The organism is Flavobacterium sp. NG2, from assembly GCF_034119845.1.
Lineage (GTDB): Bacteria > Bacteroidota > Bacteroidia > Flavobacteriales > Flavobacteriaceae > Flavobacterium.
This window is the reverse complement of sequence record NZ_CP139420.1, coordinates 549,833-565,436: the sequence shown is the minus strand read 5'-3', so window position 1 is coordinate 565,436 and position 15,604 is coordinate 549,833. Positions and strand designations below refer to the sequence as shown.

Below are 15,604 nucleotides of genomic sequence, written 5' to 3'. Positions count from 1 at the left end.
AAGCGGTAGTTATTTGAGTAATTTTGTAAATATTTTTAAACACAAACTCATGAAAATTTTAAAATCCATTGCAATCATGGCTCTTGCAGGAGTTTTATTGGTTAGCTGCAAAAAAAACTCTGAAGAAGGGGAAAAGATAATTCCTCAAATTGAAGTTAAGGCGCCAAAAGTAAAAAAGGAAATCGCTCCTGAGAATTTACAAGCGGCTACATTTAAAATTGAAGGAATGACTTGTGCTATTGGTTGTGCTAAAACTATTCAAGAAGAATTATCAGATTTAGATGGTGTACAATCGGCTGAAGTTGATTTCGATAAAAAATTAGCGACGGTAACTTTCGATAAAACCATTCAAAATCAATCTTCACTGACTCAAATAGTGCAAGCTACTGGAGACGGATCAACTTATAAGGTTTCAGATTTTCATTAATAATTGTTGATACCTAGGCTGTCTTATAGAGCGCAGTCGAGATGCTAAAATGAAAAAAACGATTAAGAAGCTTGCCTTTTTAATCGTTTTTTTTATGGCCTATATTGAATGAAGGTAAAGTTTTTATCCTTCATTTTTTACAATTAAGAAATGTTTGAGAATGCCTTACTTCCATTTCAATGTTTCCATCAATCGTTGCATATCGTTTTTGATATAACTAGCCGCGGGCATGATAGAGTCAAAATTAGGTTTCGCATAAAAATAAACCGAACCAGTAATGAAATGTTTAGTGCTATCTGTTACATAAAACTGTGAGTTAGTTGCTGCGTTTCCATTTACTTGATAGAACATTCCGTACACTTTTTTATCAGGATTGAGATAAGGTTGTTCTAAGATGTCATCTGCTTTGATGACGTGTTCGTATGTCAATTTTTGGGCGTCTCTTAATAAGCTATTGATGTTTCCGTTTACGGGTTTGTAAGTCAAATAAATTGTAGCTTTCATCTTTGGGTAACTGATACTGAAACCACAATTTTTATCGGCTTTAATGATGGCTTTCGAGTTTATTTCAAAACCAAAGGGACAGTCGTTTTCAAAATTATCGTACTCTGCTTCAGGATAATCTAATCTTAAGTAGCTAGCTGGTTTAGGTAAAACGTTGTCTTTGCAGCTGAAAGTCAATAGAAATATAAAAAAGAGAAGTATGTAAGTAATCGTGTTTCTAAACATTTTTATTTAAAATTTAGCAGCGCTATACATTAATGTAGTGTAACCTTTATTTGTTTGATGCGTTTTTTGTCTAATGTTTCAACGGTGAAAAGGCAGTTTTCGTATGCTATCTTTTGTCCCTTCTTAGGGAAGCTTCCTGTGATTTCAAGGATAAATCCCGCTAAAGTTTCGGCTTCTCCTTTTTTGGATTCAAAGGTGTTTTCGTCTACATCGATAATTCGGTAGAAGTCTTTAAGGTTTATCTTGCCTTCAAAAATATAATTTTTGTCGTCAAGCTGTGAATAGTTTACATCTTCGTCATCAAATTCATCGCTAATGTCACCAACAATTTCTTCGATTACATCTTCTAAGGAAACCAGACCTGAGGTTCCACCATATTCATCAACTACGATCGCTAGATGGTTTTTCATATTTTGAAAATCCTTTAGAAGGTTGTCGAGTTTTTTGTTTTCAGGAACGAAAAATGGTTCTCTGATTAGTGTGGCCCAATCAAAATCTTGTTTGGTAATATGAGGAAGTAAATCTTTTACGAATAATATTCCTTCTATTTGGTCGATATTGTCACGGTAAACAGGAATTCTAGAATAGCCTTTTTCGATAATCTTCGGACAGATTTCAGAAAATGTTTCTGTGATTTCAAGTGCAAATACATCGATACGAGGGCTCATCACTTGTTTGGTGTCTGTGTTTCCAAAGCTTACAATGCCTTCTAGTATTTTTTGTTCTTCGGATGAAGTGTCATCAGATGAGGTGAGTTCTAAAGCTTGAGAAAGTTGGTCAACAGAAAAGCTAGTTTTTTGTTTGCCTAATTTATTGTGTAAATAAACAGTTGCACCGCGCATAGGAATACTTATAGGAGAAAGCATATTGTCTAACACTAAAATAGGTAAGGCGATAAATTCTGCAAATTTGACATTGTTGCGGCTGGCGTAAACTTTTGGTAAGACTTCGCCAAAAAGCAATAATAAGGAAGTGACAACAATAACTTCAAGAATGAATTTAATAACTGGAGAGTCAACATTCGAAAATAGATTGCTTCCGATAAAAGAAAATAAAATTACGACACCTATATTGATAAAGTTATTAGCAACTAAAAGTGTAGCAAGAAGTTTTTTGGGGCGATTGAGTAGTTCAGAAAGGATTTTTCCTTTGGCGTTGTTTTCTTGAATAGAGTCGTCAATGTCTTTTTGTGAAAGCGAAAACAAAGCTACTTCAGCACCAGAAACTATTGCTGAGCAAAAAAGCAAAGCGAGTATTCCGATGAAACCAAACAATAGATCAGTGTCTAATGCGTATGCTAAATTCAAACTGGGCTCTGGGTCCAAATTAAAAAATATTAGTTAAACAATTAAAACGGCAAATCATTTATAGGTAAGTCGTTATTTTGTGCGTCAAAGTTAGTGTTTTTTGGTGATTCAGAAGGCTGATTTTGTTTGTTGTTTTCAGTGTCTTTTTTTGTAGACAGAAAGGTGAATTCGGTTACTTGAATTTCTGTTGTGTATTTTGTGCTCCCATCCTCTGATTGCCACTGTCTCGACTTGATGCGTCCTTCAACGTAAATTTTGTCTCCTTTAGATAAATATTTTTCGCAAATTTCGGCTGCTTTATTTCGAACGACCAAATTATGCCACTCCGTAGAGGTGATTCTTTCGTTAGTAGTTTTGTTAATGTAAACTTCATTAGTAGCTAATGAAAATCTACCGATACAATTTCCTCCGTCAAAATAATGCATCTTAACATCGTCGCCAAGATGACCTATTAACATTACTTTATTTAATGTGCCGTTCATATTATAGTTATGGTATTTCTCTCAAAGATACATTTTTTTGATGCGTTTTTCAATCCTTTTCAATAAAATTATGAATAACAATTGGGAAGGGGAAACTTTTTAATTCTTCTTTGTTAATCCCTTTTTCTACTTTTCCTTTTACTTTGATTTCCCAGAACTTAATATGTAAATGCTGGTGTGATAATTTGTGGATGATACTTTTATCGTTAGGTTCAAGGATGCTTGTGATAGTGTTTTTTTTGAAAAAATCCTTGGTGATGACATTTGAGATATAGTCAAACCCTTCTTCTTTTTCGGTTTCGATTAAAGGGAACTCATATAGGTTATGCCAAATTCCTTTATGTATTCGTTTTTGAATCAGCGTTTGGTTTTCGTCATCTTGTACTACTAAATAGTTGAAGAATCTATTTTTTACCTTTAGTTTTTTGGATTTCACAGGTAATAAGTCCACTTTGTTTTTTTGTAAAGCAGCACAACTAGTATTAAAGACACAAACCGAACAATCTGGATTTTTGGGGACACACTGCAAAGCGCCAAATTCCATAATGGCTTGGTTGAACAAAGCGGGCTTGTCTCTAGGGATTAATTCGGATGCTAGAGCTGTGAATTCTTTTTTGGCGGAAGCCTGAGCTATATCTGTTTCTATATCAAAATATCTGGCTAATACTCGAAATACATTTCCGTCTACAACAGGAACGACTTCATTATATGCAAAGGATGCAATGGCGGCAGCGGTATATTCGCCCACTCCTTTTAATTGTAATAGGTCTTTATAATTGTTTGGGAAAACTCCATTTAATTCAAAGGCGATATATTGTGCTGTTTTGTGGAGATTGCGGGCACGGGAATAATAACCTAATCCTTGCCATAATTTTAACACTTCTTCTTCGTTGGCTTTTGCTAAATCGAAAACAGTTGGGAAAGCCGTGGTAAATGATAAAAAATAAGGCAATCCTTGAGCTACTCGCGTCTGTTGAAGAATGATTTCAGACAGCCAAATAGGGTACGGATTAGTGGTGGTTCTCCATGGTAAATCACGCTTGTTTTGTAAATACCATGAAATTAGAGGGTTATGAAAAATCATTTTTAATTATTTGACAACAAAAGTAAAAGTTTATATGATTAAAATTTAACGATTTAGCTTGATTTATTGTTTTTTAAATTCCTATATTTGCACACTCAAAAAAAATTATTACAAAATAATAAATAGGAAAGAAAATGACGAAAGCAGATATCGTAGCGAAAATTTCAGAAAAACTAGGACTTGAAAAAGGTGATGTTCAAGCAACAGTTGAAACTTTTATGGAAGAAGTAAAAAATTCTTTGGAAACTGGAGATAATGTTTACTTAAGAGGTTTTGGAAGTTTTATCGTAAAAACTAGAGCTGAAAAAACAGGAAGAAATATTTCTAAGAACACTACAATCAAAATTCCTGCACACAATATTCCTGCTTTCAAACCTGCAAAAGTTTTTGTAGAAGGAGTAAAAACGAATAACGAAGCAAAATAATAATATTAATCATAAAATCTAAACGATTATGCCAAGTGGTAAAAAAAGAAAAAGACATAAGGTAGCGACTCACAAACGTAAGAAAAGAGCGAGAGCTAACCGTCACAAAAAGAAAAAGTAGTTTATAACTACTTTTTTCTTTTTAAACGTTCATTGAAATTTGGGAAATTTCAAAAATTCCAAAAAATAAAATCCAAAATCCAAAAATTACGAAGTCAGCAGTGACTTTATTTGGAATTTGGAATTTTAAAATTGGATATTTATCTTTCCCTACCGGGTACAATACCTGTTAAAATATTGTTTAATCCATCCCTATTATTAATTTAGGAATTAGGATTTTTAGATTTAGGATTCAAAAATCCCAAATCCTAAATCCCAAATCCCGAATTGACAGTTCGGATAAAAATTTACAAATGAATAAAGAATTAATCATTCGATCTAGTTCTGATTTCGTAGATTTTGCCTTATTAAAAGATGGAAAACTAATTGAATTACATAAGGAAGAAGAAAAAAGCAACTTTCAAGTAGGTGATATTTTTATTGCCAAAATACGAAAACCAGTTGCTGGTCTTAATGCTGCTTTTGTGAATGTAGGCTTCGAAAAAGATGCCTTTTTACACTATCACGATTTAGGACCTAATTTATCTTCCCAATTGAAATTCATAAAACTTGTAAGCGCAGGTAAATTAAAAGATTTCTCCCTAAAAAACTTTCAGTTTGAAAAAGAGATAGAAAAAGACGGTACGATTACCAGTGTAATTAATGCCAACCAATCTATTCTTGTACAAGTAGTCAAAGAACCTATTTCAACTAAAGGACCTAGAATTAGCGCTGAGCTTTCTCTTGCAGGTCGTTTTATTGTTTTGGTGCCTTTCTCAGATCGCGTTTCTATTTCTCAAAAAATAGAAAACAAAAAAGAAAAAGACAGACTTAAAAAACTGGTACAGTCAATCAAACCGAAGGGATTTGGTGTTATTGTTAGAACAGTAGCCGAAGGCAAAAATACAGCCGAATTAGAAAAAGATTTGCAGAACCTGCTAAGCAGATGGACTGCAATGTGTAAAAAATTACCAACTGCTCATCATCCATCCAAAGTATTAGGAGAGCTCAATAGAGCTTCTTCAATATTAAGAGATGTATTTAATGATACCTTTAGTGGTATTCAAATAGATGATGAAGAGTTGTACCAACAAACAAAGGATTATTTGCAAGAAATTGCGCCTTCCAAACAATCAATTGTTAAGTTTTATCAATCAAAAGACACTCCAATTTTTGAGAAATACAACATCGAGAGACAAATCAAAACATCTTTTGGGAAAACAGTTTCCATGAGTAAAGGGGCTTATCTTATTATCGAACATACCGAAGCTTTGCACGTCATTGACGTAAACAGCGGAAACCGTTCTAATAAAGCCACTAATCAAGAGGATACTGCCATGGAAGTCAACATGATTGCCGCAGCTGAAATCGCAAGACAACTACGTCTGCGTGACATGGGTGGAATTATTGTTATTGATTTTATTGATATGTCTAATCCTGAAAATCGTAAAGTCTTGTTCGACTTCCTGAGGGAAGAAATGAATGATGATAAAGCGAAACACAAGATTTTACCTCCAAGTAAGTTTGGATTAGTCCAAATAACAAGACAAAGGGTAAGACCGGAAGTTAATATCAAAACTAGAGAAGAAGATCCAAACGATGTCAATGGCGAAATTGAAGCGCCAATATTAATCATCGATAAAATCAATTCGGATTTAGAAAGAATATTAAAAACCCACAAAAATGTTGTGCTTAATGTACATCCATTTGTGGCTGCATACCTCAGTAAAGGTTTTCCATCCTTACGTTCAAAATGGTTTTTTGAACATAAGAAATGGGTGAAAATCATACCACGTGACGCTTACACGTACCTAGAATATCATTTCTTTGACAAAAAAGGAAATGCTATAAAAGAATAAACAAAAACCGCTTTTCGAAAGATGAGCGGTTTTTTTGTGATTTTTTGTGAACAGATTTATGGTTTTTTTTGGAGCTATTTCCAGCTGTCCGCTCTATCTTGTGGCGGCATAAATGCCAGCCGCCACAAGGATGCCGCTTCCATCTGGGCTAGGGCAGTTGTACTCGAATTATTATTTTCTTCTTTCAGCAAAAAAACGTTTCATTAAATCAGCCGCTTCATCTGCTAGAACACCACGAACTACTGTAGTTTTTGGATGCAGTTGTCCGCCCATTTTTTCAAAACCACGATGCGTATCACTAGCACCAAAAACAATTTTCGAAACCTGACTCCAATACAAAGCACCCGCGCACATTTGGCAAGGTTCTAAGGTAACATACAGTGTGCAGTCTTTTAAGTATTTACCACCAAGGAAATTGGCTGCTGCTGTAATCGCTTGCATTTCGGCATGAGCGGTTACGTCATTGAGTAATTCGGTTAGGTTGTGGGAACGGGCTATAATTCGGTCGTTGATAACGACTAGTGCACCCACGGGGATTTCACCTTTTTCAAAAGCCATTTCGGCTTCTTGCAAGGCTTTTTTCATGAAGTATTCGTCAGTGAATGGATTTATCATGGAGCAAAAATACGGATTTCGTATTTGTTAAGGGCGATTATAATTGATTAACGCTTTTGTCAATGCTATTGTGATAGTGTTTTTCTATAGGACATGAAGTTGAAAAGAAACACATGAAGATGTGCGATACATTTTTTGTGATACAGTGTCTGCTTAGCGAATCTTCATGGTAGTTATTAATAAAAAACTTCAAATCAGAAATTAGATTTAAAACCGTAAATTTGCGTTTTTGAAATCCTAATGAAAACCAACTTACTCGAACATATTTCCTCTCCAAAAGATTTACGTCTCCTCGACGAAGCACAGCTCCCGCAATTAGCACAAGAACTACGTGATTTTATCATTGGAATTGTGGCGGTTAAAGAAGGGCATTTGGGTGCCAGTTTAGGAGTGGTGGAGTTGACCGTGGCTTTGCATTATGTATTCAATACGCCCGAAGATCTTTTGATTTGGGATGTAGGTCATCAAGCCTATGGTCACAAGATTTTGACAGAACGAAAAGATATTTTTCATACCAATCGTCAATTAGGAGGGATATCTGGTTTCCCAAAAAGGAGTGAAAGTGTGTATGATGCTTTTGGCGTAGGCCATTCCTCTACTTCAATTTCGGCTGCTTTGGGGATGGCAATTGCTTCCAATTTAAAAGGTGAAGTCGATAAACAACACATTGCAGTGATTGGTGATGCTTCTATTGCTTCAGGAATGGCTTTTGAAGGATTGAATCATGCTGGTGTTACAGATGCTAATTTATTGGTGATACTAAATGACAACGCCATTGGGATTGACCCGAGTGTAGGGGCATTAAAAGAATATTTAACCGCTGTAAAAACAGGAAAAAACCACCGTCAAAATAATATTATCAAATCCTTGAATTTTGATTATTCAGGGCCTATTGATGGCAATGATATTTTTGCTGTTGTCAAAGAATTAAAACGATTACAAAAAATAAAAGGGCCTAAGTTTCTTCATATTATCACCACCAAAGGAAAAGGACTCAAGCAAGCCGAAGAAGATCAAGTGAAATACCATGCTCCTGGTAAATTTGATGCTAAATCAGGCGAAATCTATTTAAAGTCAGAGGATGATTTACCACCAAAATACCAAGATGTTTTCGGGTTAACCCTTTTGGATTTGGCACAAAAAAATAAAAAAATAATTGGAATCACACCTGCAATGCCTTCGGGTAGTTCGCTAAAATTCATGATGGACGCCTTGCCAGAACGTGCTTTTGACGTAGGAATTGCGGAACAGCATGCCGTGACTTTGGCAGCCGGAATGGCTACACAAGGCATGATTGTTTATTGTAATATCTATTCGACTTTTATGCAACGCGCTTATGACCAATTGATACATGATGTGGCTTTGCAAAACTTGCCCGTCATTTTTTGTTTGGACAGAGCAGGTTTAGTAGGCGAAGATGGAGCGACTCATCATGGTGTATTTGACTTGGCTTATTTGCGTTGCATCCCTAATTTAATAGTCTATTCGCCTTTGAATGAAATAGATTTGCAAAATATTTTATATACAGCCCAACTCGGATTGAATCATCCTATCGCGATTCGTTATCCTAGAGGTAGAGGAGTTACAGCTAATTGGCAATCGGATTTTTTTAGAAAATATTCTGAAATCGAAATTGGGAAAGCACACTGTTTAAAAGAAGGAACTCAGATAGCTGTTTTATCAAATGGTGCCATTGGTGTAAATGCTTCCTTGGCGATAGAAAACTTAAACAATCCCACTGAAATTGCACATTTTGATTTTGGTTTTGTAAAGCCATTAGACGAAAAAACACTTCATTATATATTTAAAATTTTTAAAAAAATTATAACTATTGAAGATGGCACAATAATTGGTGGCTTTGGCGGAGCGATTTCGGCTTTTGCTACGCAACATGCTTATGCTGTTTCTATTGAGACATTGGGAATACCTGATAACTATGTAGAACAAGGTAAGGTTGCTGAATTACAACAATTATGCAAAATAGACGTTCAAAGTTTAGTAGTTCATTTTGCTAATGCCTTAAACCAATAATTAGAAATTAAAAACAATAGATTTATAATGAAACAATTACATGCAGTTATACTATTCTTGTTAATTACAGTAAATGTGTTTTCACAAAAAATTATTACAACTTTACAACCTTTACCACAGCCAAGTGACTCTGTTTCTCGCTGGGAAAAGAAAAATTCTATAGGTTTCTTTATTTCTGAAATTTTGTTTGTGAACTGGAACGCTGGGGGGACAAGTTCTATTTCGGGTTTAATGAAAACGAAGTTCAACAGAAATTATACCAATGAGAATGTAAGATGGGCCAACGAACTCATCATGCGCTACGGTTTAAATAAACAAGATGGAATCGAACTTCGAAAAACAGAGGATGCCTTTCAGTTTAGTTCTACTTTTGGTTACCGTGAAAATGAGAAATCTAATTGGTACCATAGTGCTAAATTTAATTTCAATACGCAGTTTACAGAAGGATACGCCTATCCTAATAAAGAGGTGTCGGTTTCAGGACCTTTTGCACCAGCCTATTCTTTTCTGGGTGTAGGTGCTGAGTATGCTTCAGAGAAAAAGGATAGACTGTTTTATTTTTCTCCTTTTACTTCAAAAGTCACTTATGTCGCTAACCAACGATTGGCTGATAAAGGTTCTTTTGGTGTGCCCAAGGCGATTTATGACGAAGAAGGCAATTTAGTCAGGCATAGTAAAAAAATAAAATCGGAATTAGGAACCTTGATTACGGCTTATTACAAAAAGAAGATTGCCAAGAATATCAGTTTTGAAAACCGTTTGAGTTTGTATTCAGATTATATTAATAATTATGGGAATGTAGATATTGACTATGATTTGGTTTTAGACTTGGTTGTCAATCAATATGTAAAAACAAATATAGGCGTTCATGTGGTTTATGATGATGATATCAAAGCCAAAGAGGAAATTGATGGAAAACAGGTTACCGTAGGTCCCAAAATGCAATTAAAACAAGTTTTAGGTGTTGGTTTAACCTATACCTTTTAGGGATTATTGTAAACTTGTTTCAGAAGCTATTTACTTCTTAGGTTCATTTCTAATAGTGCTGAAATTGCAATGGTAATTCAATAAAGTAGTTAAAGGAACTAGAATGTTAATTTAAAAAGCCACGAATTCACGAATTAAATTTTCTAATTCATAAATTCGTGGCTATCTTTTTAAAGCTTGTTTGCTTCTAGATTCCTTTTTTACCATTAATAGTATTAAATAATTCCAATGCATTTCCATCTGTCAGCAAAGAAATGTAGTGGCAAATATGCAACAGACGCTCATAGAGATTGTCTTTGTCTAGATGATGTTTTTCAGGTAATAATTTCAGAAGTAAGTTGTCGTAATTTGACGCTTTACCTTCAAAATGATTATTGAATGCCGTGATAAATTTGTCGAGTAAAGTCTGGATTATTTGATACCCTACAATCTCTTTTTCGATAACTTCACGACTTTGATAAATCTTGTCAATGCTAATTTTTATAATATCGTCCATTTGGGCTTTGTATTTGCTTTTGTCCATTAAGGCAAAAGGAAATTTTCCAGCTAAGATGGCTTCTTCATTTTCGATAAAAACATTTACGGCGTCGTTAATTAGACTTCCAATAGCAAGTGCTCTCAAATAACTGATACGGTCTTCCTTAGTTTCAAGGCTCTTGTATTTTGAGGTGCCAATACTGTCTTTGACTAGTTTGATAAGATATTCCAATGCAAAATCTTCAGAAACTAATCCAAGATTGATTCCGTCTTCAAAGTCGATAATCGTGTAACAAATATCATCGGCAGCTTCAACTAAATAAGCCAAAGGATGTCTTTCAAAACCAACATCATTTCCAGATTTATTAGGTATTAATCCTAAATCATTAGCGACATCTTCAAAAAAAGCCTTGTCAGTTTGGAAGAAACCGTATTTTTTGTCTGAAATATTTTTAGTTGGTTTTTTGGGTAAACTCTCTTTTGGGTATTTCATAAAAGCACCCAAAGTCGCATAAGAAATTCGGAGTCCGCCTTCAATTCCAGGACGACTCGCTGTCATTACTGAAAAACCATTAGCATTCCCCTCAAAGTCAATTAAATCTTGCCATTGTTTTGGGCTTAATTTGTCTTTGAAAACCTGTCCATTGCCAATCGAAAAATACTCGCCTATCGCCTTTTCACCCGAATGTCCAAACGGAGGATTTCCTATATCATGTGCCAATGAAGCGGCTGCGACGATGGCTCCAAAATCATTCATATGAAAACCATGGGTTTCCTTAAGATAAGGATGTTTTTCGATGATTTTTTTTCCTACTAATCTCCCAAGAGAACGTCCCACAACTGAAACCTCCAGACTATGTGTCAAACGCGTGTGCACAAAATCAGTTTTTGAAAGCGGAATTACCTGGGTTTTATCCTGTAAACTTCTGAAAGCCGCAGAGAAAATGATTCGGTCGTAATCAACCTCAAATCCTAGTCGGGTGTCGTCTTGTTCTATTCGTAATCTTTTGCCTTTGTCTCCTTGGCGTTTAAGTGATAAAAGTTGTTCCCAGTTCATGGTTTTGTTTTCGATTTTATAACAATTGGAATATTTTCAAAGATAATTAAAACCGCTAAAGATAAAAGGAGGTTTTTAGTTATTTAGTTATGATGAAATTTTCCTATACAAATTAAGAGGTATTGGTTTTTGCTCTTTTAAAAAATTGTATTTTTGAATTTGTCATAAATAATTAGGACCAATAAAAAATGATTTCAAAACCGCAATTACCCATTCAAAGAATAGAACCTCCATTTTGGTATGCAGGTATGCAGAACAAAGAACTAGAGATTTTATTTTACGGTAAAAATATTGGACAGTATTGCGTTTCTGCTTCTGAATCAGGTTTGATAAGGAAGGTGACCAAAACAGAAAATTCCAATTACATTTTTGTGACGGTTGTGGTAAAATGGGATTATGCAAAGGATGTTTTTTTTATTTTCAAAAGAAACACCAAAACTATTTTTACTCAAAAATATAGTTTCAAACAACGTCGTGAAGGATCTGCAGAGCGAAAGGGTTTTGATTCTTCGGATGTAATTTATTTACTGATGCCGGATCGTTTTGCTAATGGAAATGGAGTAAACAATAATGATAAAAATACAGTTGAAAAATACAATCGAGAACTACCCGGTGGAAGACATGGTGGTGATATCAATGGAATTATCCAGCATTTAGATTATATTGAATCCATAGGAGTAACTGCAATTTGGAGTACACCGCTTTGCGAAGATGATGAAGAAGAGTATTCTTATCATTCCTATGCACAATCGGATGTTTATAAAGTAGATCCACGTTTTGGGACAAATGAAGATTATGTTCGTTTATCGGCTTCATTGCATAAACGAGGGATGAAATTGATTCATGATTATGTTACGAATCATTGGGGATTGGCACATTGGATAGTAAAAGATCCTCCAACTAAAGATTGGATAAATACTTTTGAAGACTATTTGCAAACCAATCATAAACGTACCACGGTTTTGGATGTCAACGCAGCCAAGATAGATAGAAAACAATGTATTGAGGGGTGGTTTGTGCCTACGATGCCTGATTTGAATATTACGAATCCTTTGGTTTTGAAATATTTGACTCAAAATGCTGTTTGGTGGATTGAATATGCTAATTTGGATGGTTTGCGGATTGACACCTTTAATTATGCCGAACCCAAGCAAATGGCGCAGTGGACCAAAGCCATTATGGATGAATATCCTAATTTTAATATGGTAGGTGAAATTACGCAACGCAATCACGGTATTTTGGCCTATTGGCAAAAGGATAGTAAAACAGGCCAAATTCATGACTATAATTCTAATTTGCCTTCGGTTATGGATTTTGCCCTTTGTGATTTTTTACAAATGGTATTCAATGAAGATGATGGGAGTTGGGATAGGGGAATGACTCGAATTTATGACTCACTAACGTTTGATTTTTTATACCCCAATGCCTTTAATCTTATGATTTTTGCTGAAAATCACGATTCCAAGCGATTGAATTATTGCTATAATTTTGATGTTCGAAAATATAAAATGGCGATGGTGATTCTCGCAACTGTACGTGGTATTCCACAGCTGTATTATGGTTCTGAGATAGGCATGGGTGGCGATCAGTATTTAGGTGACGCGGATATACGGCAAGATTTTCCTGGTGGCTGGGATGGTGACGAAATAAATGCTTTTAAACCTGAAGAACGTACCGAGTTGCAAAGGGAATATTTTGATTTTACAGCCAAATTATTCAATTGGCGTAAAACAAAAAGCGTTATTCATTATGGAAAAACGACACATTATATCCCAGAAGGTAATGAATATGTTTACTTTAGATATACTGAATCGGAAACATTGATGGTTGTTATCAATAATAGTATTGAATCAATATCTCTTTCAACTGTTCGATTCAAAGAAAATATAGGAGATTATACAATTGGGAAAGTTGTTTTTGAGGATGTCATTTTAGACTTAAAAGAGGATATTACGGTCGAAGGGAAGTCTTTTCGAATCTTAGAATTAAAAAAATAAGCAATATTTATATTGTTTTAGCGGAGTGTATCTTTATTTAAACAACAGTTTATGCTAAAAATAGGGCATCGAGGGGCGAAAGGTCTTGAACCAGAGAATACTTTAATTGGTTTTCAAAAAGCGATTGACTTGCATGTTGATCGAATAGAGTTGGATGTCCATTTAAGTTTAGATGGTGTGTTAATGGTAATTCATGATGAAACCGTTGATAGAACGACTAACGGTAAAGGATTTGTGAACCAACTTACATTGCCCAAACTAAAGCGTTTATGCATAGATAAAGTACATTGTATTCCAACACTAGCAGAGGTTTTAGACCTGATTGACCGTAAATGTGAAGTCAATGTTGAATTAAAAAGTTACGAGTCGGCGGAAAAAGTGGTTGACTTAATTGAGTACTATATTTCGGAAAAAAATTGGACGTACGATCATTTTATAGTTTCTAGTTTTGATTGGAATGCTTTGCAAAAAGTAGTGCATTTGAATCCAAATATCGCGATTGGAGTACTAACCGAAACTGATTTGAATCTAGCCTTGAGTTTTGCGCTCTATATTCAGGCTAAGGCGGTAAATCCCTATTTTCATTTGTTAACCAAAAGAAAAACTGCTAAAATTCAAGAAGAAGGTTTTCAAGTTTGTGCATGGACGGTCAATGAAATCGAAGATATTCGAAAAATAAAAAGTTTTGGAGTTGATGGAATCATAACTGATTTTCCAGATAGATTATAGGTAAATAAAGCCATAGAGATTATTAAAACTTAGTGTTTCTTTATGCTACCTTTGCACCACTTTGTGGTAAAGCTTAAAAAAATGATTCATAATTTTGATATTCTTATAGTCGGTGGTGGTGCAGCAGGATTTTTTACAGCAATCAATATTGCAGAGAAAAACCCAAAAACTAAAATTGCAATTCTTGAACGTGGTAAGGAAGTCCTATCTAAAGTTCGTGTTTCTGGCGGTGGACGTTGCAATGTAACGCACGCTTGTTTTGAACCTAATGAATTAGTGAAGTTTTATCCTCGTGGCGAAAAAGAATTGCGAGGACCTTTTCATCAGTTTTGCTCGGGAGATACTATCGAATGGTTTGAAAAACACGGCGTAGAACTCAAAATTGAGGATGACGGTCGTATGTTCCCTGTTACCGATTCTTCTCAAACTATCATTGATTGTTTTATGGATGCTACACAAAAACTAGGCATAACCGTGCTTACAGGGCAAAGTGTACAATCTATTTACAAAAAAGAAAATTTTTGGAAAGTAGATACTCAAAATGAAAATTATATTGCCCCAAAATTAATCTTAGCCACAGGTAGCAATCCTAAAATCTGGGAAATGCTACAAACTTATGGGCATGCCATCGTGAATCCAGTGCCGTCTTTGTTTACTTTTAATATCAAAGACAGCCGAATCAAAGAATTACCAGGCGTAGCCACTCAAGCAACCGTTACAGTTAAGGATACTAAATTAACTTCAACAGGGCCTTTGTTAATTACCCATTGGGGAATGAGTGGTCCCGCTATTTTGAAATTATCCGCTTGGGGAGCACGCATTTTACACGATAAAAATTATCAGTTTGTTATCTATGTCAATTGGTTAAATGATACCGATACCGATGAGGCCGAACAGCAATTGAAAAAACTAAAACAAGACCAAGCTAAGAAAATGGTGTCTAAAAAATCGCCATTTGACCTAACCAATCGTTTGTGGGAAAGCTTAGTATTGGCATCAGGAATTCAGGCAGAAACCAAGTGGGCTGATTTATCTAAGGCTCAATTGCAAGCCTTAGCAAGCCAATTGACCAAAGGAACTTTTCAAGTCAATGGGAAAAGTACTTTTAAAGAAGAATTTGTAACCGCGGGAGGAATAGATTTAAAAGAAATCAACTTCAAAACCATGGAAAGCAAGCTACATGAGAATCTTTATTTTGCTGGTGAAATTGTAAATATCGATGCGATTACAGGAGGTTTTAATTTCCAAAATGCTTGGACGGCTGGGTTTATTGTGGCCAATGCAATTTAATATTAGTGT

Annotated in this window: 14 protein-coding genes; 8 read left to right on the top strand and 6 right to left on the bottom strand. The window is 35.0% G+C overall.

Features of this window, described 5'->3' with window-relative positions; all coding sequences use genetic code 11:
• Positions 1-49: 49 nt before the first annotated feature.
• Positions 50-427: a heavy metal-associated domain-containing protein gene (locus SLW70_RS02410; protein ID WP_320890376.1), complete on the top strand. Its 378-nt coding sequence runs from the start codon at positions 50-52 to the stop codon at positions 425-427.
• A 165-nt stretch (positions 428-592) separates the two neighbouring features.
• Here the strand turns inward: SLW70_RS02410 and gldD are convergent, their stop codons facing one another.
• The 4 genes from gldD to mutY are packed head-to-tail and all read right to left on the bottom strand — an operon-like array spanning position 593 to position 4,029.
• Positions 593-1,156: a gliding motility lipoprotein GldD gene (gene gldD / locus SLW70_RS02405; RefSeq protein ID WP_320890375.1), complete on the bottom strand. Its 564-nt coding sequence runs from the start codon at positions 1,154-1,156 to the stop codon at positions 593-595.
• Between the two features lie 29 nt (positions 1,157-1,185).
• Positions 1,186-2,481, bottom strand: coding sequence for a gliding motility-associated protein GldE (locus SLW70_RS02400; RefSeq protein WP_320890374.1), 1,296 nt, complete (start codon positions 2,479-2,481; stop codon positions 1,186-1,188).
• Positions 2,482-2,504: 23 nt separating this feature from the next.
• Positions 2,505-2,945: a single-stranded DNA-binding protein gene (locus SLW70_RS02395; RefSeq protein ID WP_320890372.1), complete on the bottom strand. Its 441-nt coding sequence runs from the start codon at positions 2,943-2,945 to the stop codon at positions 2,505-2,507.
• Positions 2,946-2,994: 49 nt separating this feature from the next.
• Complete coding sequence (gene mutY, locus SLW70_RS02390) at positions 2,995-4,029, bottom strand: A/G-specific adenine glycosylase (protein ID WP_320890371.1); 1,035 nt, start codon at positions 4,027-4,029, stop codon at positions 2,995-2,997.
• 134 nt (positions 4,030-4,163) lie between these two features.
• Between mutY and SLW70_RS02385 the strand changes: the two genes are divergently transcribed.
• A complete protein-coding gene (locus SLW70_RS02385; RefSeq protein ID WP_108739332.1) occupies positions 4,164-4,454 on the top strand; it encodes an HU family DNA-binding protein in 291 nt (96 codons plus the stop codon).
• A 413-nt stretch (positions 4,455-4,867) separates the two neighbouring features.
• Entirely contained in the window at positions 4,868-6,412 is a 1,545-nt protein-coding gene (locus SLW70_RS02380) for a ribonuclease E/G (protein WP_320890366.1), read from the top strand.
• 171 nt (positions 6,413-6,583) lie between these two features.
• On the opposite strand, the gene SLW70_RS02375 is transcribed toward SLW70_RS02380, so the two are convergent.
• Positions 6,584-7,027 (bottom strand): nucleoside deaminase, encoded by a 444-nt coding sequence (locus SLW70_RS02375; RefSeq protein ID WP_320890364.1) that lies wholly within the window; start codon positions 7,025-7,027, stop codon positions 6,584-6,586.
• A gap of 240 nt (positions 7,028-7,267) precedes the next feature.
• On the opposite strand from SLW70_RS02375, the gene SLW70_RS02370 reads away from it, so the two are divergent.
• Positions 7,268-9,058, top strand: a complete 1,791-nt coding sequence (locus SLW70_RS02370; RefSeq protein ID WP_320890362.1) for a 1-deoxy-D-xylulose-5-phosphate synthase — start codon at positions 7,268-7,270, stop codon at positions 9,056-9,058.
• Positions 9,059-9,085: 27 nt separating this feature from the next.
• Positions 9,086-10,045, top strand: a complete 960-nt coding sequence (locus SLW70_RS02365; protein WP_320890360.1) for a DUF3078 domain-containing protein — start codon at positions 9,086-9,088, stop codon at positions 10,043-10,045.
• A 187-nt stretch (positions 10,046-10,232) separates the two neighbouring features.
• Here SLW70_RS02365 and SLW70_RS02360 read toward each other — a convergent pair whose 3' ends face one another.
• Positions 10,233-11,579 (bottom strand): deoxyguanosinetriphosphate triphosphohydrolase, encoded by a 1,347-nt coding sequence (locus SLW70_RS02360; RefSeq protein ID WP_320890359.1) that lies wholly within the window; start codon positions 11,577-11,579, stop codon positions 10,233-10,235.
• 188 nt (positions 11,580-11,767) lie between these two features.
• Here SLW70_RS02360 and SLW70_RS02355 point away from each other — a divergent pair, with 188 nt between their 5' ends.
• The 3 genes from SLW70_RS02355 to SLW70_RS02345 all read left to right on the top strand — a co-directional run bounded on the left by SLW70_RS02355 (position 11,768) and on the right by SLW70_RS02345 (position 15,595).
• The gene (locus SLW70_RS02355; protein ID WP_320890358.1) at positions 11,768-13,576 is read left to right on the top strand and encodes a glycoside hydrolase family 13 protein; all 1,809 of its coding nucleotides are present in this window, start codon (positions 11,768-11,770) and stop codon (positions 13,574-13,576) included.
• Positions 13,577-13,627: 51 nt separating this feature from the next.
• The gene (locus SLW70_RS02350) at positions 13,628-14,305 is read left to right on the top strand and encodes a glycerophosphodiester phosphodiesterase (RefSeq protein WP_320890356.1); all 678 of its coding nucleotides are present in this window, start codon (positions 13,628-13,630) and stop codon (positions 14,303-14,305) included.
• A gap of 81 nt (positions 14,306-14,386) precedes the next feature.
• A complete protein-coding gene (locus SLW70_RS02345) occupies positions 14,387-15,595 on the top strand; it encodes an NAD(P)/FAD-dependent oxidoreductase (RefSeq protein ID WP_320890353.1) in 1,209 nt (402 codons plus the stop codon).
• Positions 15,596-15,604: the final 9 nt, after the last annotated feature.

Coding starts and splice junctions, on each gene's coding strand:
- SLW70_RS02370 (WP_320890362.1), top strand. CDS start 7,268: ATGAAAACCAACTTACTCGAACATATTTCCTCTCCAAAAGATTTACGT.
- gldD (WP_320890375.1), bottom strand. CDS start 1,156: ATGTTTAGAAACACGATTACTTACATACTTCTCTTTTTTATATTTCTA.
- SLW70_RS02385 (WP_108739332.1), top strand. CDS start 4,164: ATGACGAAAGCAGATATCGTAGCGAAAATTTCAGAAAAACTAGGACTT.
- SLW70_RS02365 (WP_320890360.1), top strand. CDS start 9,086: ATGAAACAATTACATGCAGTTATACTATTCTTGTTAATTACAGTAAAT.
- SLW70_RS02345 (WP_320890353.1), top strand. CDS start 14,387: ATGATTCATAATTTTGATATTCTTATAGTCGGTGGTGGTGCAGCAGGA.
- SLW70_RS02410 (WP_320890376.1), top strand. CDS start 50: ATGAAAATTTTAAAATCCATTGCAATCATGGCTCTTGCAGGAGTTTTA.
- mutY (WP_320890371.1), bottom strand. CDS start 4,029: ATGATTTTTCATAACCCTCTAATTTCATGGTATTTACAAAACAAGCGT.
- SLW70_RS02360 (WP_320890359.1), bottom strand. CDS start 11,579: ATGAACTGGGAACAACTTTTATCACTTAAACGCCAAGGAGACAAAGGC.
- SLW70_RS02380 (WP_320890366.1), top strand. CDS start 4,868: ATGAATAAAGAATTAATCATTCGATCTAGTTCTGATTTCGTAGATTTT.
- SLW70_RS02375 (WP_320890364.1), bottom strand. CDS start 7,027: ATGATAAATCCATTCACTGACGAATACTTCATGAAAAAAGCCTTGCAA.
- SLW70_RS02355 (WP_320890358.1), top strand. CDS start 11,768: ATGATTTCAAAACCGCAATTACCCATTCAAAGAATAGAACCTCCATTT.
- SLW70_RS02350 (WP_320890356.1), top strand. CDS start 13,628: ATGCTAAAAATAGGGCATCGAGGGGCGAAAGGTCTTGAACCAGAGAAT.
- SLW70_RS02395 (WP_320890372.1), bottom strand. CDS start 2,945: ATGAACGGCACATTAAATAAAGTAATGTTAATAGGTCATCTTGGCGAC.